The organism is Nocardioides sp., from assembly GCF_044226305.1.
Taxonomy (GTDB): Bacteria; Actinomycetota; Actinomycetes; order Propionibacteriales; family Nocardioidaceae; genus Nocardioides.
This window is the reverse complement of the sequence record NZ_JBGAHF010000003.1, coordinates 53,176-75,141: the sequence shown is the minus strand read 5'-3', so window position 1 is coordinate 75,141 and position 21,966 is coordinate 53,176. Positions and strand designations below refer to the sequence as shown.

The 21,966-nt window shown below is 72.7% G+C and carries 19 protein-coding genes, 1 tRNA gene and 2 pseudogenes; 8 read left to right on the top strand and 14 right to left on the bottom strand.

Annotation, left to right across the window (positions count from 1 at the left end; translation table 11 throughout):
- The first annotated feature begins 50 nt into the window (after positions 1–50).
- Together ACILQ5_RS04385 and ACILQ5_RS04380 are read left to right on the top strand one after the other, a co-directional pair.
- On the top strand, positions 51–491 hold the full coding sequence (locus ACILQ5_RS04385; protein ID WP_395656750.1) for a pyridoxamine 5'-phosphate oxidase family protein: 441 nt from the start codon (positions 51–53) through the stop codon (positions 489–491).
- Between the two features lie 25 nt (positions 492–516).
- Positions 517–2,088, top strand: a complete 1,572-nt coding sequence (locus ACILQ5_RS04380; RefSeq protein WP_395656749.1) for a GAF domain-containing protein — start codon at positions 517–519, stop codon at positions 2,086–2,088.
- Positions 2,089–2,367: 279 nt separating this feature from the next.
- On the opposite strand, the gene ACILQ5_RS04375 is transcribed toward ACILQ5_RS04380, so the two are convergent.
- The 8 genes from ACILQ5_RS04375 to ACILQ5_RS04340 all read right to left on the bottom strand — a co-directional run bounded on the left by ACILQ5_RS04375 (position 2,368) and on the right by ACILQ5_RS04340 (position 12,811).
- Positions 2,368–3,012, bottom strand: coding sequence for a response regulator (locus ACILQ5_RS04375; protein ID WP_395656748.1), 645 nt, complete (start codon positions 3,010–3,012; stop codon positions 2,368–2,370).
- Between the two features lie 127 nt (positions 3,013–3,139).
- Positions 3,140–6,349, bottom strand: a complete 3,210-nt coding sequence (cydD, locus tag ACILQ5_RS04370; RefSeq protein ID WP_395656747.1) for a thiol reductant ABC exporter subunit CydD — start codon at positions 6,347–6,349, stop codon at positions 3,140–3,142.
- Positions 6,350–6,389: 40 nt separating this feature from the next.
- The gene (gene cydB, locus ACILQ5_RS04365) at positions 6,390–7,406 is read right to left on the bottom strand and encodes a cytochrome d ubiquinol oxidase subunit II (protein ID WP_395656746.1); all 1,017 of its coding nucleotides are present in this window, start codon (positions 7,404–7,406) and stop codon (positions 6,390–6,392) included.
- Positions 7,407–7,419: 13 nt separating this feature from the next.
- Positions 7,420–8,871 carry a cytochrome ubiquinol oxidase subunit I gene (locus ACILQ5_RS04360; RefSeq protein ID WP_395656745.1) on the bottom strand — a complete coding sequence of 484 codons (1,452 nt, stop codon included), beginning with the start codon at positions 8,869–8,871 and terminating at the stop codon, positions 7,420–7,422.
- Positions 8,872–9,029: 158 nt separating this feature from the next.
- Complete coding sequence (locus ACILQ5_RS04355; RefSeq protein WP_395656744.1) at positions 9,030–10,223, bottom strand: lipid-transfer protein; 1,194 nt, start codon at positions 10,221–10,223, stop codon at positions 9,030–9,032.
- The gene (locus tag ACILQ5_RS04350; protein ID WP_395656743.1) at positions 10,220–10,666 is read right to left on the bottom strand and encodes a Zn-ribbon domain-containing OB-fold protein; all 447 of its coding nucleotides are present in this window, start codon (positions 10,664–10,666) and stop codon (positions 10,220–10,222) included. Before ACILQ5_RS04350 ends, ACILQ5_RS04355 begins: the two co-directional genes overlap by 4 nt.
- Positions 10,667–10,969: 303 nt before the next feature.
- On the bottom strand, positions 10,970–11,299 hold the full coding sequence (locus ACILQ5_RS04345) for a GIY-YIG nuclease family protein (protein ID WP_395656742.1): 330 nt from the start codon (positions 11,297–11,299) through the stop codon (positions 10,970–10,972).
- A gap of 114 nt (positions 11,300–11,413) precedes the next feature.
- Positions 11,414–12,811 carry a cystathionine beta-synthase gene (locus ACILQ5_RS04340; protein WP_395656741.1) on the bottom strand — a complete coding sequence of 466 codons (1,398 nt, stop codon included), beginning with the start codon at positions 12,809–12,811 and terminating at the stop codon, positions 11,414–11,416.
- Positions 12,812–12,890: 79 nt separating this feature from the next.
- Between ACILQ5_RS04340 and ACILQ5_RS04335 the strand changes: the two genes are divergently transcribed.
- Entirely contained in the window at positions 12,891–13,925 is a 1,035-nt protein-coding gene (locus ACILQ5_RS04335; RefSeq protein ID WP_395656740.1) for an SGNH/GDSL hydrolase family protein, read from the top strand.
- 142 nt (positions 13,926–14,067) lie between these two features.
- On the top strand, positions 14,068–14,313 hold the full coding sequence (locus tag ACILQ5_RS04330; protein ID WP_395656739.1) for a hypothetical protein: 246 nt from the start codon (positions 14,068–14,070) through the stop codon (positions 14,311–14,313).
- Here ACILQ5_RS04330 and ACILQ5_RS04325 read toward each other — a convergent pair.
- Positions 14,268–15,320 carry a Bax inhibitor-1/YccA family protein gene (locus ACILQ5_RS04325; protein ID WP_395656738.1) on the bottom strand — a complete coding sequence of 351 codons (1,053 nt, stop codon included), beginning with the start codon at positions 15,318–15,320 and terminating at the stop codon, positions 14,268–14,270. The genes ACILQ5_RS04330 and ACILQ5_RS04325 overlap by 46 nt on opposite strands.
- 120 nt (positions 15,321–15,440) lie before the next feature.
- On the opposite strand from ACILQ5_RS04325, the gene ACILQ5_RS04320 reads away from it, so the two are divergent.
- A complete protein-coding gene (locus ACILQ5_RS04320) occupies positions 15,441–16,370 on the top strand; it encodes a hypothetical protein (protein ID WP_395656737.1) in 930 nt (309 codons plus the stop codon).
- On the top strand, positions 16,313–16,528 hold the full coding sequence (locus ACILQ5_RS04315) for a hypothetical protein (protein WP_395656736.1): 216 nt from the start codon (positions 16,313–16,315) through the stop codon (positions 16,526–16,528). The genes ACILQ5_RS04320 and ACILQ5_RS04315 overlap by 58 nt, the downstream gene beginning before the upstream one ends.
- Here the strand turns inward: ACILQ5_RS04315 and ACILQ5_RS04310 are convergent.
- Together ACILQ5_RS04310 and ACILQ5_RS04305 are read right to left on the bottom strand one after the other, a co-directional pair.
- A complete protein-coding gene (locus ACILQ5_RS04310; RefSeq protein ID WP_395656735.1) occupies positions 16,480–16,686 on the bottom strand; it encodes a hypothetical protein in 207 nt (68 codons plus the stop codon). The two genes, ACILQ5_RS04315 and ACILQ5_RS04310, sit on opposite strands and share 49 nt — an antisense overlap.
- Positions 16,650–17,312 (bottom strand): class I SAM-dependent methyltransferase, encoded by a 663-nt coding sequence (locus ACILQ5_RS04305; protein WP_395656734.1) that lies wholly within the window; start codon positions 17,310–17,312, stop codon positions 16,650–16,652. Before ACILQ5_RS04305 ends, ACILQ5_RS04310 begins: the two co-directional genes overlap by 37 nt.
- Before the next feature lie 90 nt (positions 17,313–17,402).
- Between ACILQ5_RS04305 and ACILQ5_RS04300 the strand changes: the two genes are divergently transcribed.
- Entirely contained in the window at positions 17,403–17,933 is a 531-nt protein-coding gene (locus tag ACILQ5_RS04300) for a hypothetical protein (protein WP_395656733.1), read from the top strand.
- Between the two features lie 8 nt (positions 17,934–17,941).
- Entirely contained in the window at positions 17,942–18,589 is a 648-nt protein-coding gene (locus ACILQ5_RS04295) for a hypothetical protein (protein ID WP_395656732.1), read from the top strand.
- Positions 18,590–18,599: 10 nt separating this feature from the next.
- On the opposite strand, the gene ACILQ5_RS04290 is transcribed toward ACILQ5_RS04295, so the two are convergent.
- From ACILQ5_RS04290 to ACILQ5_RS04280, 3 genes and pseudogenes are all read right to left on the bottom strand, one after another.
- Positions 18,600–18,676 (bottom strand) — tRNA-Leu (locus tag ACILQ5_RS04290).
- 69 nt (positions 18,677–18,745) lie between these two features.
- A pseudogene (locus tag ACILQ5_RS04285) lies at positions 18,746–19,582 on the bottom strand (uracil-DNA glycosylase).
- Positions 19,583–20,938: 1,356 nt separating this feature from the next.
- Positions 20,939–21,377 (bottom strand): annotated as a pseudogene (locus ACILQ5_RS04280) (DUF501 domain-containing protein); the annotation flags it as partial.
- Between the last annotated feature and the right edge of the window lie 589 nt (positions 21,378–21,966).

The window sequence follows — 21,966 nt, the reverse complement described above, 5'->3', positions numbered from 1 at the left end:
CGTCGCGGCCCACCATGGACGACAAACCGAACCCGTCCGAGGAGCATGCCGTGAACGAGGCGATCGACCTGACCCGGGCCGAGTGCGAGCACCTGCTCCGCACCGGCGTCGGCGGACGGATCGCGCTCTCCGCGCCCGACGGCCCGCACATCGTGCCGGTCAACTACTCCGTCGTCGACGACGCGGTGATCGTCCGGACCTCGCCGTACAGCGTGCTCGGCACCTACGGCCGGGACAGTGTGCTCGCCTTCGAGGTCGACCAGTTCGACCACGAGCGGCAGCGCGGCTGGAGCGTGGTGGCGCGGGGCCGCGGCGAGGTCGTCAACGACCCCGAGGAGCTCGACCACATCCGGTCCACCTGGGAGCCGCGGCCGTGGGCGGCCGGGGCGCGCACCCTGTACGTGCGGCTGCGCTGGACCGAGGTCAGCGGACGCCGGATCGGCGGCGCCTGGGACCTCGACGTGACCCTCCCCGTGCGCCGGAGTGTCTAGGCCCTCGGTGGGGAAGGCTGGCGGCGTGACCGACGGCGACGACCACGCCCTCCCGGCATCCACCCGCGCCCTCCTCGAGGCGGTCACGGCGATCTCCTCCGACCTCGACCTCAACGCCGTGCTCACCCGGATCGTCGAGGCCGCCACCCAGATCACCGGGGCTCGGTACGGCGCGCTCGGCGTGCTCGGCCACGACGCGTTCCTGGTCGAGTTCGTGACCACGGGCGTGACGGCCGCGGAACGGGCCGCCATCGGCGACCTGCCGCACGGTCACGGCATCCTCGGGCTGCTCATCCAGGAGCCCGCCACGCTGCGCCTGGACGACCTGGCCCAGCACCCACGGTCAGCGGGGTTCCCCGCCCACCACCCGGCGATGCGCAGCTTCCTCGGGGTGCCCGTCCGGATCCGCGGCACGGTGTTCGGCAACCTCTACCTCACCGAGAAGGAGGGCGGGGCGAGCTTCACCGAGCAGGACGAGGCGCTCGTCGAGGCGCTCGCGAACGCCGCCGGGTACGTGATCGAGAACGCCCGGGCGTACGGGCTCAGCGAGCGCCGGCGACGGTGGCTGGAGTCCTCGGCCACCCTCTCGGAGGCCCTGCAGCCTCCGATCGACCTCGAGCAGGGGCTCGCCGAGGTGACCCGGACGGTCCGGTCGACGACCGGCGCCCGGGCGACGGCGGTGCTGCACCTCGAGGAGGGGACCGCGGTGCACACGGTCGCCGCCGAGGCCGACACGGCGGCCGCGGTGGAGGCCGCCCTGGTGGCGCTCGAGGACCGGCCGTGGCCGCGCCTGGACGCCGACCCCGTCGACGTGCACCTCGCGGGCTTCGTGGCCACGCTGATCCCGCTGCGCACGCACCTGGTCAGCGCCGGCCTGCTGGTCATCCTCAACGACCCCGACGCGCCCCGGATGCCGTCGGAGGAGCGGCTGCTGCTGGCGTCGTTCGCCGACCAGGCGGGGCTCGCCCTCGACCGCGCCCAGGCGATCGAGAACCGCGCGGAGCTCGCGGTCACCTCCGACCGCGAGCGGATCGCGCGCGACCTGCACGACGTCGTCATCCAGCGGCTGTTCGCCACCGGCCTCCAGCTGCAGGGCACCGCGCTCGGCGCCGGTCCCGAGCTCGCGGCTCGCATCGACGAGGCCGTCGAGGCGCTGGACGCCACGATCAAGGACATCCGCGGGACGATCTTCGAGCTGCAGCACCATGGTCGGGGCCCGTCGCTGCGTGCCGACCTGCGGCGGCTGACCCGCGAGTACGCCCCGCTGCTGAAGTTCGACCCGGTCGTGCACACCGTCGGCCCGGTCGACAGCGCGGTGCCGCGCGAGATCCGGGACCAGCTGCTGCCGGTGCTGCGCGAGGCGCTGTCCAACCTGGCCCGGCACGCGGCGGCCGACCACGGCGACATCACGGTCGAGGTCGACGGCGACGAGGTGCGGCTCACCGTCGTCGACGACGGCATCGGCATCGCCCCCGACGTCGCCGAGAGCGGGCTGCGCAACGCCCGCCGCCGGGCCTCCTCGCTCGGCGGCTCGCTCCAGCTGACCCCCCGTCACCCGCGCGGCACGTCGTTCGTCTGGCGGGTTCCGCTGCGGTGACGATCCGCTCGCTGCCGTCCCCCTCGGGACGTCATGCGGGGTGGCTGCCCCGGCGACCGGACCGGATGACGTCCCGGCGGCGGGTCCGGGGGACGTCATGCGAGGTGGCTGCCCCGACGACCGGACCGCATGACGTCCCGGCAGGGCCGGTGGGACGTCATCCGAGGTGGCTGCACCGGCGACCGGACCGGATGACGTCCCGGCGGCGGGTCCGGGGGACGTCATCCGAGGTGGCTGCCCCGGCGACCGGACCGCATGACGTCCGGCAGGGGCCGACGGTCAGCGCAGCAGCTTGCTGGCCAGCACCGCGGCCTGGGTGCGGCGCTCGAGGCCGAGTTTGGCGAGGATGCTGGAGACGTAGTTCTTGACCGTCTTCTCGGCGAGGAACATCCGCTCCCCGATCTGGCGGTTGGTGAGGCCCTCGGCGATGTAGCCGAGCAGCTTCATCTCCTGCTCGGTGAGGTCGGCCAGCTCCGGCGCGGTCGTCGGTGGGTTCCGGACCCGCTCGAGAACCTTGGCGGTGAGGCTGGGGTCGATCAGGGAGTTGCCCGCAGCCACCTGGCGCACGGCCGAGACCAGGTCGCTGCCCTTGATCTCCTTGAGCACGTAGCCGGACGCGCCGGCCATGATCGCGGCGAACAGCGCCTCGTCGTCGTCGTACGACGTCAGGATCAGTCCTCGGATCGACGGGTCGACCGCGCGGACCGTCCGGCACACCTCGATGCCCGACCCGTCGGGCAGCCGGGCGTCCAGGACGGCGACGTCGGGGCGCAGCGCCGGGATCCGGCTGGCGGCCTCGGTCGCGGTGCTCGACTCGCCGACCACCTCGATGTCGCCGGACGCCTCCAGGAGCGCCTTGAGCCCCTGCCGGACGACCTCGTGGTCGTCCAGGAGGTACACGCGGATCGGGGTGCTCTCGGCCACGGGTCTATTCCTACCAGCAAGCCGGCCGGATGGGCGGCTCCAGGGCCGTTCCGGTCCGGTGCGGCGCACCTCCCTGAGCGCGGCCGTGACCTGGTCGTGACCTCGTCGTGACCAGGTTCCGGGCCGGTCAGCGCAGGCTGAGCACCCGGTCGACCCGGTCCAGCCCCGCCTCGGCGTGCGTGATCCACACGACCGTGCGGTCGTGGTCGGCGTCGAGCACCTCGGCGGCGAGCTCGTCCGCCGTGGCCCCGTCGAGGTGGGCCGCCGGCTCGTCGAGCACCAGCACCGGCTGGTCGGCGAGCAGCGACCGCGCGATGGCGATCCGGGCCCGCTCGCCCCCCGAGACCTGCGCGTGGCCGTCGCCGAGCCAGCTGTCCAGCCCGTCGGGCAGCGAGTCCAGCCAGCCGCCGAGCCGGGCCTGGCGCAGGGCCTCGGCCACCTCGGCGTCGCTCGCCGCGGGACGGGCCAGCCGGACGTTCTCGGCCAGCGTGGTCGCGAAGACGTGGGGGTCGTCGTCGACCAGCCCGACCGTGCCGCGGACGTCGTCGAAGGACAGCTCCGTGAGCGGGTGGCTGCCCAGGCGTACGGCGCCCCGCACCGGGTCCACGAAGCGCAGCAGCAGCGCCGCCAGCGTGCTCTTGCCGGAGCCGGTCGGGCCGACCACCGCCACCCGCTCGCCGGGGCTCAGCTCCAGGTCGAGGTCGTCGAGGACCACGCGACCGTCCCACGCGGCGCTGACGCCGTCGAGGGAGATGACGTCGCCGTCGGCCGGCACCGGGCTGGTCGGCTCGGCGACCGCCGGGACCCGCGAGGTCAGCGCCTCGAGCCGGTCCTCCGCGGCCCGGGTGCGGGCCGAGAGCGCACCGGCGTCGGCGAGCTGGCCCGCGACCTCCCCGAGCGCGAGCGGGAGGAGCACGAGCAGCGCGAGCATCGGTCCGGACAGCGTGCCGTCGGCGACCACGGGCGCCAGCAGCAGCGCGGCCGCCGCGACCGCGAGGCCGGAGCACATCAGGACCAGCGCGCGCCCGGTCGCCAGCCAGGTGGCGGCCGCGACGGTCCGCCGGCCGAGCTCGGCACTCTCGGCGCCGACCGCGGCCAGGGCCCGGTCCTCGGCCTGCCACATCGCGAGCTCGCTGGCGGTCTGGGTGGCGTCCACGACCGCGTCGGAGAGCCGGGCCCGGGTGGCCACGGCGCCCTGCTCCGCGCGGGTGGCACCCCGGCGGGCGAGCAGGTAGCCGGCCCCCGCGGCGACGCACACCAGCGTGACCCCGACGAGGGACTGCGGGGCGGCGAGCGCGGCCACCACGGCCGCGATGCCGGCGGTGATCGCGAAGCCGCGCACCGGCATCCGGACCCGCAGCTCGCGGTCGAGCACGCTGTCGACGTCGTCGACGACGGCGGCCAGCACGTCACCGCGTCGCCGGCCGAGCGCACCCGGCGTCAGCGGCACCACGGCGTCGTACACCTCCACCCGGCGGGCGGCGAGCATCCGCAGCACGACGTCGTGGGACTGCAGCCGCTCGACGTAGCGGAGCGCGGGCCGGGCGATGCCGAAGGTGCGCACCGCGACGATCGCCACCAGCAGCAGCAGGATCTGCGGCTGGTAGGACGCCTTGACGATCAGCCAGCCCGCCGTGGCCGTCAGCGCCACCCCCGACGCGGACGCGAGCCCGCCGAGGACGGTGGGGAGGCCGAGGCCGCGCCGACCCCCGTCCGGCGCGGCCTCGGGCGCGGCGGGCCGCGCAGGAACGGTGGCGACCGGGGAGACCGGTCGGGCGGCGACGTACGGCGCCGGCGGCGGGAGCGACACGACGTGGTCGGCGGCGGCGACCAGCGCGGGTCGGTGGGCGACCACGACCACCCCGCTGGTGCGGCCGAGGTCGCGGACGACGTCGGTGATGACCTGCTCGGTGCCGCTGTCGAGGTGGGCGGTCGGCTCGTCGAGCAGCACCCACGGCCGGTCGGCCAGGACGACGCGGGCCAGCGCGAGCCGGGCCCGCTCGCCGGCGGACAGCGTGGTGCCGTCCTCGCCGAGCAGCAGCCCGAGGTCGACGTCGAGGGCGACCCGGCGCAGCGCGTCGCGCAGCTGCTCGTCGGTCGCGTCCGGACGGGCCAGGCGCAGGTTGTCGGCGATGCTCCCGGCGACGAACACCGGGCGCTGGGGCAGCCAGGCGATCTGGTCGCGGGCGGGGCCCTGCACCGTGCCGGAGGTGGGCTCCAGGAGCCCGGCGAGGACGGCGAGCAGGGTGGACTTGCCGCAGCCGGACGGGCCGGTGACCGCGGTCACGCCACGCTCGGGCACCGTCAGGGAGACGTCGTCGAGGGCCGGGACGGTGCGGCCCGGGCGCAGCACGCCGACGTGCTCGACGCGCAGCGGCCCGGGTCGGCGGAGCGGGCCGGTGCCCTCGGTGTCGACGAGGTCGCTGGCCGCCTCGAAGGTGGCGACGCCCTCGGACGCGGCGTGGAACTCGGCCCCCACGCGCCGCAGCGGCCAGAACGCCTCCGGCGCGAGCAGCAGCACCACGAGCGCGGTCTGGAGGTCGAGGTCGCCCTGCGAGAGCCGGATGCCGACGGTGACGGCGACCAGGGCGACCGAGAGGGTCGCGACCAGCTCGAGGACCGCGGAGGACGCGAACGCGACCCGCAGCGTCTGCATGGTGCGGCGGCGGTAGCGGTCGGTCGTGGACCGGATGGTGCCGGACTGGGCGTCCGCGCGGCGGAACGCGACGAGGGTCGGCAGGCCACGCATCACGTCCAGGAAGTGGCCCGACAGCGAGGCCATGGCGCGCCACTGGGAGCGGGCCGAGTCCTGCGTGGCCATCCCGACCAGGATCCCGAACACCGGGATCAGCGGCAGCGTGCACAGCACGATCAGGGCGCTCGTCGGGTCGAGCACCGCGATCGCGACCAGGGTCAGGAAGGGCAGCACCCCGGCGAGCACGAGCGCCGGGAAGTAGCGGGTGAGGTAGGGCTCGGCGGCGGACGCACCGCGGGTCGCGAGGCCGGCGAGCTCGCCGGTGGACCGCCCCGCTCCACCGTCGCGGAGGATGGCGTGCACGACCCGCCGGCGTACGTCCGTGCCGACGACGGCCGCCGCCCGGGCCGCGAAGACGTCGCTCACCCAGCCGACCAGCGCGCGGGCGGCGAAGAGGGCGGCCACCACCCCGGCCCAGGTCACCACGGCACCGTCGTGCAGCGAGGCCAGGACCAGCTCGGTGACCGCCCAGGCCTGCCCGATGAGGAGCAGGCAGCTCACCAGACCCGCGGCGAGCACCACCCCGAGAGGGCGGTGCGCCGGCATCAGCTGCCGGCGCACCCGCGGGTCGGTGGGCCTCATCCGTGTCCCCGGAGGAACGGCGGACGCGCGCTGCGGTGGGTCACGCCACCGCCTCGAGCTCGGCGTCCGGGATGTGGTGCTCGGCGATCCGCTTGCGGAACACCCAGTAGGTCCAGGCCTGGTAGCCCAGGACGATCGGGGTGAAGATCACGGCGACGATGGTCATCACCGTGAGCGTGTAGTGCGACGAGGACGCGTTGCTGGTCGTCAGCGAGTAGAGCGCGCTGGTCGACGAGGGCATCACGTCGGGGAACAGGGCCACGAACAGGCCCGCGACCGCGAGGCCGATCGTGGCGAACGTCCCGATGAAGGCCCACCCCTCCCGGGCCATCCGCGCCATCGCGATGCCGCCGACCAGGCAGAGCGCTGCGAGGACGAAGAACACCGCGGAGCCGGTGTTGCCGGTCAGGATCTGCGTCCACACCAGGAACACGACCGCAGCCACCGCCGCACCGAGGCCCAGCTTCACGCTCAGCGCCCGCGAGCGCTCCCGGAGGTCACCCTCGGTCTTGAGCGCCAGGAACATCGCGCCGTGCGTCATGAACAGCAGCAGCGTGACGATGCCGCCGAGCAGGCCGAACGGGTTCAGCAGCGTGAACAGGGTGCCCGTGAACTCCTTGTCCGCGTCGATCGGCACGCCGCGCACGATGTTCGCGAACGCGACGCCCCAGAGCAGGGCCGGCACGTAGGAGCCGATGACGATCGCCCGGTCCCACCACGAGTGCCACGCGGCCTCAGGACGCTGGTGGCGGTACTCGAAGGCCAGGCCGCGGACGATCAGGGCCAGCAGGATGAGCAGCAGCGGCAGGAAGAACCCGCTGAACAGCGTGGCGTACCACTCCGGGAACGCCGCGAAGGTCGCGCCGCCGGCGGTGAGGACCCAGACCTCGTTGCCGTCCCAGACCGGGCCGATCGTGTTGATCATGACCCGGCGCTGCTTGTCGCTCTTGGGGAGGATCGGCAGCAGCATGCCGACGCCGAAGTCGAACCCCTCGAGGGTGAAGTAGCCGATCCAGAGGACGGCGATCAGGATGAACCAGACGGTGGAGAGCTCCATGACTGCCTTCCTCTCAGTACGCGAACGCGAGCGGTCGGTCCTCGTCGTCACTGTCGCGTGACGGGTCCGGAGGCTCTTGGAACGGGTCGGCGCCACGCTTGGCGAAGCGCAGGATCAGGCCGATCTCGACGACCGCGAGGACGGCGTACAGCAGCGTCAGCGTGATCACCGAGATCCACGCCTCGAGGGCGCTGACTCCCGGCGAGACGCCGTTGGAGGTCGTCATCAGGCCGAAGACGATCCAGGGCTGGCGGCCCATCTCGGTGAAGATCCAGCCGAAGGCGTTGCCCAGCGTCATCGCGATGGGCGTCCAGATCGCCATCCGGGCGAACCACTTGGAGGTCGGCGCCCGGCCCTTGCGGGTCAGGAACAGGATCAGTGCACCGAAGAGCGCGGCCAGGAAGCCGAAGCCGATCATGTAGCGGAAGGACCAGTAGGTGACCGGGATGACCGGCGAGTAGTTGCCGCTCGGGTCGTAGTAGCGCGCGCCCGGGTCCTGCCCGAACTCCTGCTGGTACTTCTCGCGGAGCTGGTTGATGCCCTGGACCTCGCCGCTGGTGCTTCCGGTGGCCAGGAAGGAGAGCAGGCCGGGGATCTTGATCGCGAACTTCTCGGACTGACCGTCCGGCGTACCGATCGTGAAGATCGAGAACCCGGCGTTCGAGCTCTCGGTGTCGTACAGACCCTCGGCCGCCGCCATCTTCATCGGCTGGACCTCGGTCATGATCTTGCCCTGGGCGTCGCCCGTGACCGCGACGAGCACGCCGGCGGCCAGCATCACCCAGGCGCCGAGCCGCAGGCCCTTGTGGTAGAGCGCCTTGTCCTGCTCGTGCTTCTTCGAGACGTAGAGCCAGGCGCAGACACCGACGATGAACGAGCCGGCGGTCATGTAGGCCGCCGTGATCACGTGCGGGAAGGTGACGAGCTGGACCTTGTTGAACATCACGGCCCAGAAGTCGACGAGCTGGGCGCGGCCGTTGACCGCGCTGTAGCGGTAGCCGACCGGGTGCTGCATCCAGGAGTTCGCCGCCAGGATGAACCAGGCGCTGAACAGCGTGCCGATGTGCACCAGCCACATGCAGGCGGCGTGGAGCCCGCGTGGCAGCTTGTCCCAGCCGAAGATCCACAGTCCGAGGAACGTCGACTCGAGGAAGAACGCCAGCAGCGCCTCGACCGCCAGCGGGGCGCCGAAGACGTCGCCCACGAAGCGGGAGTAGTCCGACCAGTTCATGCCGAACTGGAACTCCTGCACGATCCCGGTCACGACACCGATCGCGAAGTTGATGAGGAAGAGCTTGCCGAAGAACTTCGTCAGCCGGAGCCACTCCGGGTTCTTCGTACGCAGCCAGATCGTCTCCATGACGGCGATGAGCGCCGTGAGCCCGATCGTGAGCGGGACGAACAGGAAGTGGTAGACGGTCGTGATGCCGAACTGCCACCTGGCGATGTCGAGGACGCTGTCCACGAGGGGACCTCTCTCAGATTCCGAGACCGGACTGCTAGCGCAGCCAACCTAGGAAGAATCGTGCGCGCCCCGGACCGGTCGAGGGTCCCCCGGATCGGGCCAAAGGTCCCGACGGAGTGGTACGCCGGCCCTGGGATGAGGCCCAGGTCACACGCGCCTCAGACGCTGAGCAGCACCGACGACCCGTGTCCGAAGAGGCCCTGGTTGGCGGTGATGCCGACGCGGGCGCCCTCGACCTGCCGGCCGGTCGCCTGGCCGCGCAGCTGCCAGGTCACCTCGCACACCTGGGCGAGCGCCTGCGCCGGGACCGCCTCGCCGAAGCAGGCGAGCCCGCCCGACGGGTTCACCGGGATCCGGCCCCCGAGGGTGGTCTCCCCCGCGCGGAGCAGGGCCTCGGCCTCCCCGCGCTTGCAGAGCTGGAGGTCCTCCATCCAGTCGAGCTCGAGGGCGGTCGAGAGGTCGTAGACCTCGGCGAGCGACACGTCGGCCGGGTCGATGCCGGCCTGCTCGTACGCCGCCTGCCCGATGGACTCCTTGAAGGTGCGCTCGGGCTCCGCGACCGCCGTGCTCGCGTCGGTCGACAGGTTCGGCATGTCGAGCACGGTGTTCGGGAAGGTCGGCGTGACCGTCGAGATCGCGTTGACCCGGACCGGGCGGTCCACGCCGTGCCGGCGGGCGTACTCGGTGCTGGTGACCAGCACCGCGGCCGCCCCGTCGGAGGTGGCGCAGATGTCGAGCAGGTGCAGCGGGTCGCACACCACCGCGCTCGTCAGCACGTCCTCGACGCCGACCTCCTTGCGGTAGCGGGCGTTCGGGTTCTCCAGACCGTGCCGCGCGTTCTTCACCTTGACCCGGGCGAAGTCCTCGGCCGTCGCGCCGTAGAGGTCCATCCGGCGCCGCGCGTACATCGCGAAGTACGCCGGGTTGGTCATCCCCAGCAGCCGGAACCGGAGCCAGTCCGGGTCGTCCCACCGCTCCCCCGCGTTGGGCGCGAGGAACCCCTTGGGGGTGGTGTCCGCACCGACGACCAGCGCCACCTCGGAGAGGCCGGCGAGGATCCGGGCGCGGGCGGTGTCGAGCGCCTGGGCGCCGGTCGCGCACGCCGCGTACGACGTCGCGACGGTCGCCCCGTTCCAGCCGAGTGCCTGCGCGAACGTGGCCCCCGCGACGTACCCGCCGTAGCCGTTGCGGACCGTCTCGCCGCCGACGACGAGGTCGACGTCCTGCCAGGCGACGCCGGCGTCGGCGAGGGCGGCCCGGGCCGCGTGCACGCCGTACTCGACGAAGCTGCGGCCCCACTTGCCCCAGGGATGCATGCCGACGCCGAGGACGGCGACGTCGTGGGCGCTCACTGGTCCGCCTCCTCGCCCATCTCGGTGACGGGCTTCCAGCGCCACACGGTGCGGTCGCCGGAGTCGTCGGTGTAGAGGGTCTCGACGACGAGCTCGACCTCGCCGCCCACCCGCAGGTCGCGGACGCCGTACCCGTCGGCGACCTGGCCGACGACGACCAGGCCCTCGGCCAGCTCGACGGCCGCGAGGGCGAACGGCTCGTAGAGGTCGGTGCGGGCGACGTACGGCGGGGGCGGCTGGTACTGCGCGTCGGTGTAGGACCACACGGTCCCCCGGCGGGACAGCGCGGCCTGCTCGAGGTCGGTGCCGTCGCAGGCGGGGTTGCGGCACGGGCCGGGCGTCGGCGGGAAGAACACCGTGCCGCACGTCGCGCAGCGGCTGCCGAGCAGTGTCGGCTCCGGCCCGGTCGTGAACCAGCCCTCGATCGCCGGCATCGCGGTCATCCGCCCTCCTGAGAACTAGAACGTGTTCTCACTATAGGCCGCACGGTGGTCGAGGTGCGAGGAGCGGTGGTCTCGAGGCTCAGGCGCCAGAGCGCCTTCACACCTCAACCACCGGGTTGTTGCGGTGGTCGAGGTGCGAGGAGCGGTGGTGTCGAGGCTCAGGCGCCAGAGCGCCTTCACACCTCAACCACCGTGTTGTCACGGTGGTCGAGGTGCGAGGAGCGGCGGTCTCGAGGCTCAGGCGCCAGAGCGCCTTCACACCTCAACCACCGTGTTGTTGCGGTGGTTGAGGTGCGAGGAGCGCTAGCGACGAGCCTCGAAACCACCCTCCCCCGGGCCACGCCGCTGCTTCACCGCCGTTCGGCGGGAGAGATCCGGCAGCGCGTCGTAGTCCCCGCGGATCAGGGCCTCACGCTTCTCCCGGTTCCACCCCTGCACCCGCTTCTCGAAGAGGAACGCCTCCTCGATCGAGTCGAACCAACAGCTCCAGACGAGGACCACCGGCCGGCGACGACGCGTGTATGCGGCACCCTGATCGGCAGTGTTGTGCTGCCAGACGCGCGCATCGACGTCCCACGTGCTCCCGACGTAGTAGGAGTCGTCGGCGCAGCGGACGATGTAGGTGTACGGCATCGCTCCAGCCTCGGCGTCTGACCGCGGCGCATCAACGGGTCGATCCGGGCCTGTGGACGAGCGCTGATTTCGAGGCTCAGGCCTGGCGGCGTTCACACCTCAACCACCGCGCCGTCAGCCGCGCGCGAGGTAGGCCAGCAGGTCGTGCCGGGTGACGACGCCGACGGGCTTGCCGTCCTCGTGCACGAGCAGCGCGTCCGCGCCCTCCAGCGCCGCGACGGCGGCCGAGGACGGCTCGGAGGAGCCGATCGTGGGCAGCGGCGGCGCCATGTGCTCGCTGACGCTGTCGGTCAGGCGGGCGGTGCCGGTGAAGAGCAGGTCGAGCAGGGTCCGCTCGGAGACCGAGCCGACGACCTCGGCGGCGACCACGGGCGGCTCGGCGCGCACGACCGGCATCTGCGAGACGTTGTACTCCTGGAGGATCGCCACGGCCTCGGCGATGGTCTCGTTCGGGTGCGTGTGCACCAGGTCGGGCAGCCGCCCGTCCTTGCCGCGCAGCACCTCGCCGACGGTCTGCACCGGGCGCTCGACGCCGTCGACCGGGAAGCCGTACTGCGCGAGCCAGTCGTCGTTGAAGACCTTGGTCAGGTAGCCGCGACCGGAGTCCGGGAGCAGCACGACGATGACGGCGTTCTCCCCCTCCGGCGTGCCCTCGAGCTCGTGCGCGAGCTGGACCGCCGCGTGCACGGCCATGCCGGACGAGCCGCCGACCAGCAGCGCCTCCTCGCGGGCCAGCCGCCGGGTGGTGGCGAACGAGTCGGCGTCGGAGACCTCGATGATCCGGTCCGCGACGCTGCGGTCGTAGGCCTCCGGCCAGAAGTCCTCCCCCACGCCCTCGACGAGGTACGGGCGGCCGGTGCCGCCGGAGTAGACCGAGCCGGCCGGGTCCGCGCCGATGACCTGGACGTCGGGGTTCTGCTCCTTCAGGTAGCGGCCGGTGCCGCTGATGGTGCCGCCGGTGCCGACGCCCGCGACGAAGTGCGTGATCCGACCCTCCGTCTGCGCCCAGATCTCGGGACCGGTCGTCTCGTAGTGCGACCGCGGGTTGTTCGGGTTGGAGTACTGGTCGGGCTTCCAGGCCCCCGGCTGCGACGCGAGCCGGTCGGACACGTTGTAGTAGGAGTCCGGGTGCTCCGGCTCGACCGCGGTCGGGCAGACGACCACCTCGGCGCCGTACGCACGCAGCACGTTGCGCTTGTCCTCGCTGACCTTGTCCGGGCAGACGAAGACGCACTGGTAGCCCTTCTGCTGCGCCACCATCGCGAGGCCGACACCGGTGTTGCCGGAGGTCGGCTCGACGATCGTGCCGCCGGGCTGGAGCTCCCCGGAGGCCTCCGCGGCCTCGATCATCCGGGTCGCGATGCGGTCCTTCACGGAGCCGCCGGGGTTGAGGTACTCCACCTTGGCGAGGACGATCGGTCCGGTCGCACCTTCGAGGGAGCCCATGGACGTCGAGAGCCTGAGCAGCGGGGTGTTGCCGATCAGCTCGAGCAGGGAGTTCACGTACTGCATGGCGCCAATCTAGAGGCGCTCCTCACACCCGGGGAAAACCGCGCGCGTGCCCGGCGGTCGACATCCGTAGAGTGACGGCGTGGGGAAAGCAGCAGCAGCTCGGAAGCTCGCGTCTGCCGCCGCGTACGGCGGCGGCGGTCTGTCGGTGCTCGGGGCGAGCCTCTACGGGCTGCTGCGCGCCGAGGCGGTGATGGCGCGCCGCTCGATCGGCCCCACCGACGGCGAGCCGCCCGACCCGACCGGCTGGTACGGCCGGGGCCGACCCGGACCCGCCGTCAAGGTCGCCCTCCTGGGTGACTCCAGCGCGGCCGGGTACGGCGTGCACCGGGTCGAGGAGACGCCGGGGGCGCAGCTCGCCAGCGGGGTGGCCGAGCGCGCGGACCGGCGCGTGCACCTGCGCGACTTCGCGGTCGTCGGCGCGAAGTCCTCCGACCTGGCCGCCCAGGTCGACCGGGCGCTCCCGATGCGGCCGGACGTCGCGGTCATCCTCGTCGGCGCCAACGACGTCACCCACACCGTGCTGCCCGCGGCCTCGGTCCGGCACCTCGTCGAGTCGGTCCGCCGGCTGCGCGAGGGCGGTGCCGCGGTGCTCGTCGGCACCTGCCCCGACCTCGGCACGATCCAGCCGATCATGCCGCCGCTGAAGCAGGTGGCCCGACTGTGGTCGCGCCGCCTCGCCGCGGCCCAGACGATCGCGGTCGTCGAGGAGGGCGGCCGGACGGTCTCGCTGGCCTCGATCCTCGGTCCGGAGTTCGCGGCCGCACCGGCGCTGCTCTTCGGGCCGGACCGGTTCCACCCCTCGGCGCAGGGCTACAAGTCCCTCGCCCAGGTGCTGCTGCCCTCGACGCTGGCGGCGCTCGGCCTGATGCCCGAGGACGAGGCCGAGCCGGAGGCCTACCGCGGCGAGGGAGTGCTGCCGGTGACCACGGCCGCGATCCAGGCCGTCAACGTCGCGGGCACCGAGCTCGACGGCACCGAGGTCGCCGGGGCACGGCGCGGGGTGCGTGGTCTCTGGGTCGAGCTGCGGCACCGCCGCCGGCACCCCGACACCGAGGCCGAGGGACCGGAGGACGACGACTCCCACGACGACGATCTCGAGCCCGCGACGAGGTAGGCGAGACCCCACCCCGCCGGCGGCCCAGCAGCGCGGAGGCGCCCTGTCCTCCTGTCCAGACCGCCACCTCCGCGTGCGATCCGCGTGCCAGCATCTCGGTCGTTGAGTGCACGGCATCACTCGGCGACCGGAGGGGAAGCACATGAGGACGAAGCTCGCCGCTGCGGCCGTCGCCCTGCTGATGGGTCTGGTCGGACTCCTGGCGCCGGCCTGGACCGCGAGCGTGACGACCGGTGGGTCGCCCGCGCACACGTCGGCGGCGACGATCACGCCGCTCGAGGGTCACTACTCCGGTCGTGACGCCCACGGCCACCACATCCGGTTCAACTACCGGGACGGCGGTCACCGCATCAACCGACATCGGTGGGGCCGTCGCAACCGCGCATGATCGCCGACGCCTACCACTGCTCGTGGGGTGAGTGGACGAGCGCCACCGACGTCTCCGGCGCGTGGAACTCGGGCACGCACGGCGGCTACCGCCACTTCACCGCGCACTGGGTCCGAGGCTGGCGGACACGCAGAACGGCGCCATCCTCGCGGTGTCGATCGCCGGATCCCGCAGCAGGTTGAGGTAGCAGATCCAGACCCGGGCTGACGGTGAGGGCGAACGCGCTCGGCGGGGATCCCGTTGGCGATGCCCTGCTCGACGAAGTCGAAGTCGAGCACCAGCATGAAGACGCCGAGCACCAGGCCGGCGACCGCGAACAGCAGGCCCATCGCGCCGTCGCCGAAGATGCCGAGGTCGACGCCGAAGAGGCTCAGCACCACGCCGACCAGGCTGATGCCGACCATGCCGAACATGGCCGCGATGACCATGGTGCGGAACTTGTTGCCGACCTTGATGTCGAAGAAGCGGTAGACCGCGAGCGTCCCGGCGAAGGCGCCGAAGGTGCCGATGACCGCCGCCATCACGACGCCGGGGTACCACATGTTGAACATCTTGCTGATCGCGCCGAGCGCGACTCCCTCGAAGGCGCAGAACGCCAGCACCAGGGCCGGGCTGATCACCCGCTTGAAGGAGTTGACCATCGACAGCGCGAAGGCGCCGAGCGAGCCGATCGTCAGGGCGATCAGCCCTCTGACGTCGGCCTGGGTCGAGTTCGTGTCGACGTCCGGGCTCATCACCCAGGTGATCGCGGCGGTGATGATCACGACCGCGAGGGCGATCCCGGTCTTGGTCACGACCGAGTCGATCGTCATCGGGCGCTGGACGGTCGTGGGGGCGCTCGGGCCACCGGGCGTGCCCGTGCCCCAGGTCGCGGGGTCGGTGTAACCGGGCTGGCCGTAGCCGGGCTGCGGCGCGCCGTTGCCGGCGTAGGTCTGGTTGCCGTAGGCATTCGCGCCCGGGGTGTTGAACTCCTCCGAGCGGCGGAACACCGGGTTGTTGCTCTGCATTGGTCTCTCCTCGAGGCCGTGGTCGTGAGCCCAGTCTAGGTGGGTTCACAGGTTCCAACGGTCGGCAGGACCTGGACGTTCCCGCACGCGGGGTCCCCGAGTGCGCCAGAATCACCGCCAATGGAACAGGTCGTCTTCATCCTCGTCGTCACCGGGCGCTTCCTGCTCCCGCTGCTGATCCCGCGCTACCCGCTGCCGGCGATCATCGCCTGTCTGATCCTCGACGGCGTCGACCAGACGATCTTCCAGATGTTCGGCTACGACCCGCCGAACTACCAGTCCTACGACAAGGCGATGGACATCTTCTACCTGTCCGTCGCCTACCTGTCCGCGATGCGCAGCTGGGACAACCTGCACGCGTTCGCGGTGGCGCGGTTCCTGTTCTACTACCGGTTGGTGGGGGCGTTCCTCTTCGAGATGACGCACGAGCGGATGATCATGCTCCTCTTCCCCAACACCTTCGAGTACTTCTTCATCGCCTACGAGGTCGTGCGGCTCTACTGGAACACCGCCACGATCCGGATGCGGAGCTGGATCGTGACCGCGGCAGCCATCTGGATCTTCATCAAGCTGCAGCAGGAGTACTGGCTGCACGTCGCGGAGATGGACGTCACCGACACGCTCCGCGACTACCCGTGGACGCGCTGGGCGCTGGTCATCGGGATCCTGGCGATCCTCGGCGTCCTCTGGTTCGTGGTCCGGCCGCGGCTCCCCGCCCCCGACCACGCGCTCCGGTTCCACTCCGACCCGCTTCCCGAGTCCGTCGACACGGCCACCGAGCGGGCGGCGATCCGGATCGCCGGCGGCTGGGTGTGGTCCTGGATGACGCTCGAGAAGATCGTGCTGGTCGGCCTGGTCTCGATCATCTACGGGCAGATCCTGCCCGGGGTGTCGCGGGTCCCCTTCCAGATGTTCGTCGGGATCGGCACGGTCGTGTTCCTCAACGCCGCCATCACGCTGGCGTTCTCGCGGCGGCGCTGGACGCCCCGGAGGTGCTGCGTACGTTCGGGCTGCGGCTGCTGGTCAACGTCGCGCTCGTCGTGCTGGTGAAGTTCGTGCTCGGCATCAGCCTGCTCGGCGCCGACACCTTCTTCTTCCTGTGCATGATCAGCCTGATCACGACCCTGCACGACCGCTACCAGCCGGCGTACGCCTGGCGTCAGAAGGTCGCGGCGAACCTCGCGGTGGCCCGCCTGCCGATGCGGTAGTCGCGGACCTGGTCCGCGTCGGGGTTGTCCCGCAGCAGGCCGTCCCAGTCCGAGAGGCGCTCGAGCTCGTAGCCCTGGGTGCGCGCGAGCAGGCCGAGGGCGGACAGGGTCGGCCGGCCGGTCAGCACGGTGTCGCCCCACGTGTAGGCGTCGGCCACCGCGTTGCCCTCCCGCTCGACCCGCTCGTCGGCCAGCCGGACGAGCGTGTCCGCGCTGCGGTGCTGGCTCTCGGTGTCGACGACGAGGTGGCGGCCCCGGTCCCCCGGACCGCGAAGAGCTCGGTGTGCCGCTGCGTGTGGTAGAGGAAGCCCAGGCAGAGCACCACGTCGACCTCGGTCCGGTCCGCGGCGAGCACCTCGAACACGTCGCCCTCGACGAACCGGCACCGCGACTCGTCGACGTCGTACGACGCCAGCGTGGCCCGCGCGCTGGCGACCAGCTCGGGCCGCGCCTCGATGCCGACCACCGACGCCGCGCCCGCCTGCACGGCCGCCATCGACCACCGGCCGTCGTGGCTGGCCACGTCGAGCACCCGGGCGCCCGCGAACAGGTCGGCGTTCGCCGTGAAGATCGCCTCGTGCCGCAGGTTCAGCCGCCAGGCGTAGGAGGAGGTGTGGCTGGTGCCGTAGAAGGCCGGGAACCGGTCGAAGAAGCCGGTCCCGAGCCGGAGGCTGCCCGCCGGCGCGGTCGACGGTCCGCCCGCCGGCTGGTCCGCGGGCCGGTCCGGTGCAGGCGCCGCTGCGGGTGCGGGTGCGGCGCGTCGAGGCCGAGTCCACCGAGGCATGGCTCACCGTACCCGGCGCGGTGTGCCCCTGCGTCCCAGGTCACACGCCGATGCAGACTGGCCCCCGGCACCGTCGGGCACTGAGCACCCATGAGCAACGACGAAGCAGCAGAAGCCCGCAAGGGAGTGTTCACGAGCGTTGCCGGCAAGGCCAAGGAGGTTGCCGGCGCCGTGACCGGCAACGACGCGCTGGTCGAGGAGGGCCAGCTCCAGCAGGGCGAGGCCCGCAAGCGCCGGGAGGCCGTGGCCGACGAGGCCGTCGCCGACGCCCGCCGGCAGGAGGCCGCCGAGGAGCTCCGCGAGACCCAGCGTGAGGCCGCCCAGCAGCAGGGGGCCGCCCAGGCCCGGGCCGCCGTCGAGGAGTCCGCGGTCGCCCGGGAGCGCGAGCAGGAGCGCGCCGCCGCCGACCGCGAGGCCCAGCGCCAGAAGGCTGGCGGCCGCGAGGCGGCCACCGAGCAGGCCGACGAGCTGGCCGCACGGCGCCTGCGCCAGGCCGACGCGGCCGCCGCCGAGGCCGACCGCACCGAGGCGCAGGCCGAGGCCGAGAGGCGCCGCCTCCAGCGCGAGGCCGCCGCCGCCGAGCACGACGCCGCGCAGCTGCGCGCCGAGACCGAGAAGTGAGGACCACCATGATCACCACGCTCATCACCCTGCCGTACCGGCTCGCCCGGCTGCCGCTCACGCTGGCCGACGGCGCGCTGTCCGAGCGGCTCCCGGAGACCTCCGGTCCTCGCATCGCCCTCGACCGGACCCTCGGGTCGGCCGATCGCCTGGCCGGGACGCTCCTCTTCGACCGCGAGCTCAACCGGCGCGGCACCGACCGCCTGGAGCGCTCGCGCAAGCTGGTGACCGCGGCCGAGCTCGAGGAGCGGGCCGCGGCGACCCGGGACCAGGCGCGCCAGACGGCCGCCGCGGGTCGTCAGCAGGCCGCGCGCAAGCGCAAGGCCGCCGAGCGGCGCGCTGCGTCGGCACTCGAGGAGGCCGACGTCGCCGAGGCCCGCGGCAAGCAGGAGGCCGAGGAGTCGGCCGCCCGCGCGGCCGCGTCCAAGAAGGCCGCCGCCGACCAGCGTGCGGCGACCCGGAAGGCCGCGGCGCAGCAGCGCAAGCAGCAGGTCGAGAAGGTCGCTACCGCGAAGAAGACGACCGCGCAGCGCGAGGCGAAGAACGAGCTGGACCGGGCCCGCGAGGCCAAGAAGTCCGCGGCCGAGTCGCGCGCGGACGCCGAGCGCCTCCACGAGCTCGCCGAGACCAAGCGGGCTGCGCGCAAGCGCAGCTGACCGGTCGTCCTGGTGCCCCCGCTGGGACTCGAACCCAGACTGCGCCGCTCTTAAGGCGGCTTCCTCTGCCGGTTGGGATACAGGGGCCTGTCCCGGTCGGGACGTCGTACGAGTCGGTCGCCGAGGCGGCCGGCTCGTTCCACGTCCCGGGGACGCTCACCCTGTCATTGTGCCGAGGTCGGCCGCGCGGGCGAGCACGTCGTCGAGCATCTGCTCAGTGAGCCGGCCGGTGAAGGTGTTCTGCTGGCTCGGGTGGTAGCAGCCGAGCAGGGTCAGGCTGCGTTCCCCGGACGTGAGCGCCGCCTCCGCACCGTGCCCGAAGCGCGGTCGCGGCCGGGCGACCGACCAGCCCAGGGCGGCGTACAGGGTCGCGTCCCAGCCGTAGCCGCCGAGCGCGACGACGACCTGGACGTGCTCGGCGAGCAGCCCGACCTCGGCCTCGATCCACGGCGAGCAGGTGTCCCGCTCGGTGACCGTGGGCTTGTTGTCCGGGGGCGCGCACCGCACGGTCGCGACCATCCGGGTGCCGACGAGCGCGAGCCCGTCGGCGGCGTCGACGCTGGTGCCGCGGGTGGCGAGACCGACGCGGTGCAGCGAGGCGAACAGCCAGTCGCCGCTGCGGTCGCCGGTGAAGACCCGGCCGGTGCGGTTGGCGCCGTTCGCGGCCGGGGCGAGGCCGACGACCAGGATCGACGGCTCCTCGGCACCGAACCCCGGCACCGGACGACCCCAGTAGGGCTGGTCGGCGCATGACGCCGTTTGGTCCGGGCGACGTCCTCCCGCCAGCGCACCAGCCTCGGGCAGGCGCGGCAGACCGTGACCCGGGCGTCGAGGTCGGCGAGCGACGCACCGCGTGCCAGCCGGCGGACCCGGGCGGCGGTGCCGGCCACCGGGGTGTCCGCGGTGGCGGGGTCCCCGGCCAGCCGGTGCCCGGCGGCACCGGCGACGCGGAGCAATCTCACCGGTCGCGAGGTGCGGGAGGAGGTCGCTCACGCGGCCATCCTCACCGCCTCCGCGGTCGTGCGGTGCGGAGGACCAGGGTCGAGTCAGGACCGACCGGCCGCCGACCCCATCGTCGACGGGTCGCCGAGGTGGTCACCGCTGTCGCGGTGAACCTTGTCGGCGACGGTCGACGCGGCCGCAGGTGGCCTTGTCCTTGACCACGTCGGCGACGACCGGCGCGGGGTGGCGACCGTCTCCTGTGCCTTGCTCGCCGCGGACCGGACCGTCGGGTTGCGGGCGAACTTCCAGGCGCGCTGATCTGCTCGTAGCGCTCGCGTCCGGCGCGGGACTTGAGCACGTAGCCGGCGGCGAAGCCGATGAGCAGGTTGGACTTGTTCAGCATGGTGGTTCCTCTCGTTGCAGTCAGGGCTCGCGGCGGCGCACCGAGATCTGTGCTGCTCCCGGACCGCTCCTCCTGGCCGGTGCCCAGCCCGCCGGCCGGCGTAACGGTCAAGGAGCGGCGGCGCGCGGCAGCCCTCGACGAGGGACCAGGCGATGCCGTCGAGGATGTCCGCCTCGGTTTCCACCAGCTCCACCGCCGGCGTGGCGCAGCACGCGGTCGAGGATGAGGGCACCGGCGCCGATCACGTCGGCCCGCCCCGGGTGCATCGAGGGCAGCGCGCGGCGCTCGGCCACCGTCATCGCCACGGAGCCGGTCCACGAACCGTGCACCTGGCCCACCGGCGACCAGCTGGTCGACGGCCGTCCGGTCGTACGCCGGCAGGTCGAGCAGCACCGCGCCGAGCTGGGTCACGGCCCGGCGACGCCGACGACCGTCGCCGCGGCGGCAGGGTCGACCAGCAGGCGTCGAGGCGCGTCGACGTCGGCGACGAACGCCGCGACCTGCGCGGCGGTCGGCGGGTCAGGTGCAGGTGCCGCTCGTGGAGGCGCACCGAGCCGATGTCCATCGAGTGGGCCGCCTCGGGCGCCGAGGGTCCCCAGGATCAGCCTGGTCGAGCCGCCGCCGATGTCGACGACCAGCACCGGCTCGGCGGAGGCGTCGCAGGTTGCGGACCGCGCCGTCGAAGGAGAGCGCCGCCTCCTCCGCGCCGGTCACGGCGCCGGCCTTGACGCCGCCGCTCCCGGACGCCGGCGACGAAGACGTCGGCGTTGGAGTCCCCGCGACGCCGAGGTGGCGACGAACCAGACGCGGTCAGCGGCACGTCGTGGGTGCGGACAGACCGGCGTACTCCTCGATGGCCGCGAACGCCCGGGCGAGCGCCTCGTCGGACGACCGGTGCGGTCGAGGTCCTGGCCCAGCCGCACCATCAGCCTCGCGGACCTCCACGTCGGGCAGTCACCGATCAGCAGCTTGATGGTGTTGGTGCCGCAGTCGATCCCCGCTACGCACGGGCCGGCCTCCACCACGGCCAGGCGGTCGAGCACCTCGTCGCCCAGCGGGTTGGCGCCGCGACCCTGCGCCAGGGCCTGCCCGGCCAGCACGTGCAGGCACTTGACCGCATCCGCCGGCGGAGATGCCGTCGATCTCGGGGACGCTCCAGGCCGGCCTGCGCGCCGATCTCCGAGCGGCGGCGAGGTAGCGCTCGTGCGCGCCCCGGTAGGCCGCCGCCGGCCCCTCGTCCTCGGCCAGCCGGTCCTGCATCTCCTTCATCGCCCGAGGCCTCGAGGGTCCCGATCCGCGACGCGGCCGCGAGCACGTCCGGGTAGTAGGTCGTCGGGAACGGCGTGCCGTTGGAGCAGCCGCGGCTCCGTCGTGACCACGTCCGGGTTGCCTGCACGGACAGCGGTGCCCGACCTCGTGGATCCCCCGGGGCTCGCGTCCCAGCTGGCCTCGATCGCGCGCACGTCCTCCGGGTCGATCACGCCGGACATGATGCCAGTCCGCGCCGGCGCAGCGCCGGCGCCGGGTCACCCGCTGTCTCCCACCCTGCTGCAACACCGTGGACAGGCAGCAACACGGCGTTACGGCGACGGGGCACCGACCGAGAGGTCAGTCGGAGCTCCTGATCTTCTCGTCGATCTTCGAGGCCGGCGGCGGCTCCTGCTTCGGCGGGTTGCCGGCCGGACCGACTGCCAGGCGGTCGACCACCACAGGCGGTGAATCCTCTTCGCGACCGTGGCGGGGGTCGGTGGAGGCTGCTCTCCTTCTGCAGCGCTCGCCGTTCTCGTCGAGCACGACGTGGAGGTCTCGCCGGGCATCACGTAGTTGGTTTCGCGGGCCTGCTGCTCGATGTACGCCGGGTCCTGCCACCGGTCCTTCTCGCGCCCTGAGGTCGTGGATGCTGGCCTCGCGCAGGGCGATCTGTCTTGAGGTCCTCGATCTGCGGCGCTGCTGGAGAGTGGCCGCGGCGACGACGCGTAGCTCACGGTCAGCACCGCGAGCACCAGCACCAGGATCGCCGCCCGCCCGGTGA

Bases quoted from the DNA above. Each gene is read 5' to 3' on its own strand.
- cydD (WP_395656747.1), bottom strand. From the start codon at position 6,349: ATGAGGCCCACCGACCCGCGGGTGCGCCGGCAGCTGATGCCGGCGCAC.
- cydB (WP_395656746.1), bottom strand. From the start codon at position 7,406: ATGGAGCTCTCCACCGTCTGGTTCATCCTGATCGCCGTCCTCTGGATC.
- ACILQ5_RS04350 (WP_395656743.1), bottom strand. From the start codon at position 10,666: ATGACCGCGATGCCGGCGATCGAGGGCTGGTTCACGACCGGGCCGGAG.
- ACILQ5_RS04345 (WP_395656742.1), bottom strand. From the start codon at position 11,299: ATGCCGTACACCTACATCGTCCGCTGCGCCGACGACTCCTACTACGTC.
- ACILQ5_RS04340 (WP_395656741.1), bottom strand. From the start codon at position 12,811: ATGCAGTACGTGAACTCCCTGCTCGAGCTGATCGGCAACACCCCGCTG.
- ACILQ5_RS04330 (WP_395656739.1), top strand. From the start codon at position 14,068: ATGAGGACGAAGCTCGCCGCTGCGGCCGTCGCCCTGCTGATGGGTCTG.
- ACILQ5_RS04325 (WP_395656738.1), bottom strand. From the start codon at position 15,320: ATGCAGAGCAACAACCCGGTGTTCCGCCGCTCGGAGGAGTTCAACACC.
- ACILQ5_RS04320 (WP_395656737.1), top strand. From the start codon at position 15,441: ATGGAACAGGTCGTCTTCATCCTCGTCGTCACCGGGCGCTTCCTGCTC.
- ACILQ5_RS04305 (WP_395656734.1), bottom strand. From the start codon at position 17,312: ATGCCTCGGTGGACTCGGCCTCGACGCGCCGCACCCGCACCCGCAGCG.
- ACILQ5_RS04300 (WP_395656733.1), top strand. From the start codon at position 17,403: ATGAGCAACGACGAAGCAGCAGAAGCCCGCAAGGGAGTGTTCACGAGC.
- ACILQ5_RS04295 (WP_395656732.1), top strand. From the start codon at position 17,942: ATGATCACCACGCTCATCACCCTGCCGTACCGGCTCGCCCGGCTGCCG.